The organism is Paenibacillus sp. 2TAB26 (assembly GCF_052115145.1).
Lineage (GTDB): Bacteria > Bacillota > Bacilli > Paenibacillales > Paenibacillaceae > Pristimantibacillus.
This window is the reverse complement of the sequence record NZ_JBFRGC010000133.1, coordinates 1-393: the sequence shown is the minus strand read 5'-3', so window position 1 is coordinate 393 and position 393 is coordinate 1. Positions and strand designations below refer to the sequence as shown.

Annotated in this window: 1 protein-coding gene; it reads left to right on the top strand. The window is 65.6% G+C overall.

The annotated features are described in order from the left end of the window. Positions 1 to 393 (top strand): MFS transporter (locus AB4Z50_RS36215; RefSeq protein ID WP_441887346.1); only part of this gene is annotated, 393 nt, incomplete at both ends.

Genomic DNA, 393 nt, shown 5'->3' with positions numbered 1-393 from the left:
CTCGACGCCCAGGAAAACGTCGCCAAGGACGCCGCCGCCTCCGACGCCGCGGCTTCCAAGGGCCCGGTGGGCATTGTGAAGGCCTACTGGCGTTCACTCATCGTTGCCATGATCGTGGTGGCAGCCGCGAACACCGCAGGCTACGCCCTGACGTCCTACATGCCGACGTACCTCACCGAGTCCAAGGGCTACGATCCCGTGCACGGCACCCTGCTGACCATCCCCGTGCTGGTCATCATGAGCTTCTGCATCCCGCTGACCGGAAAGCTGTCTGACCGGATCGGCCGCCGCCCCGTGCTGTGGATCGGTGCGCTCAGCACCGTGGTCCTGGCCGCCCCGGCGTTCATGCTGATCGGCATCGGAGAAATCTGGTCCACCCTTATGGGTCTGGGC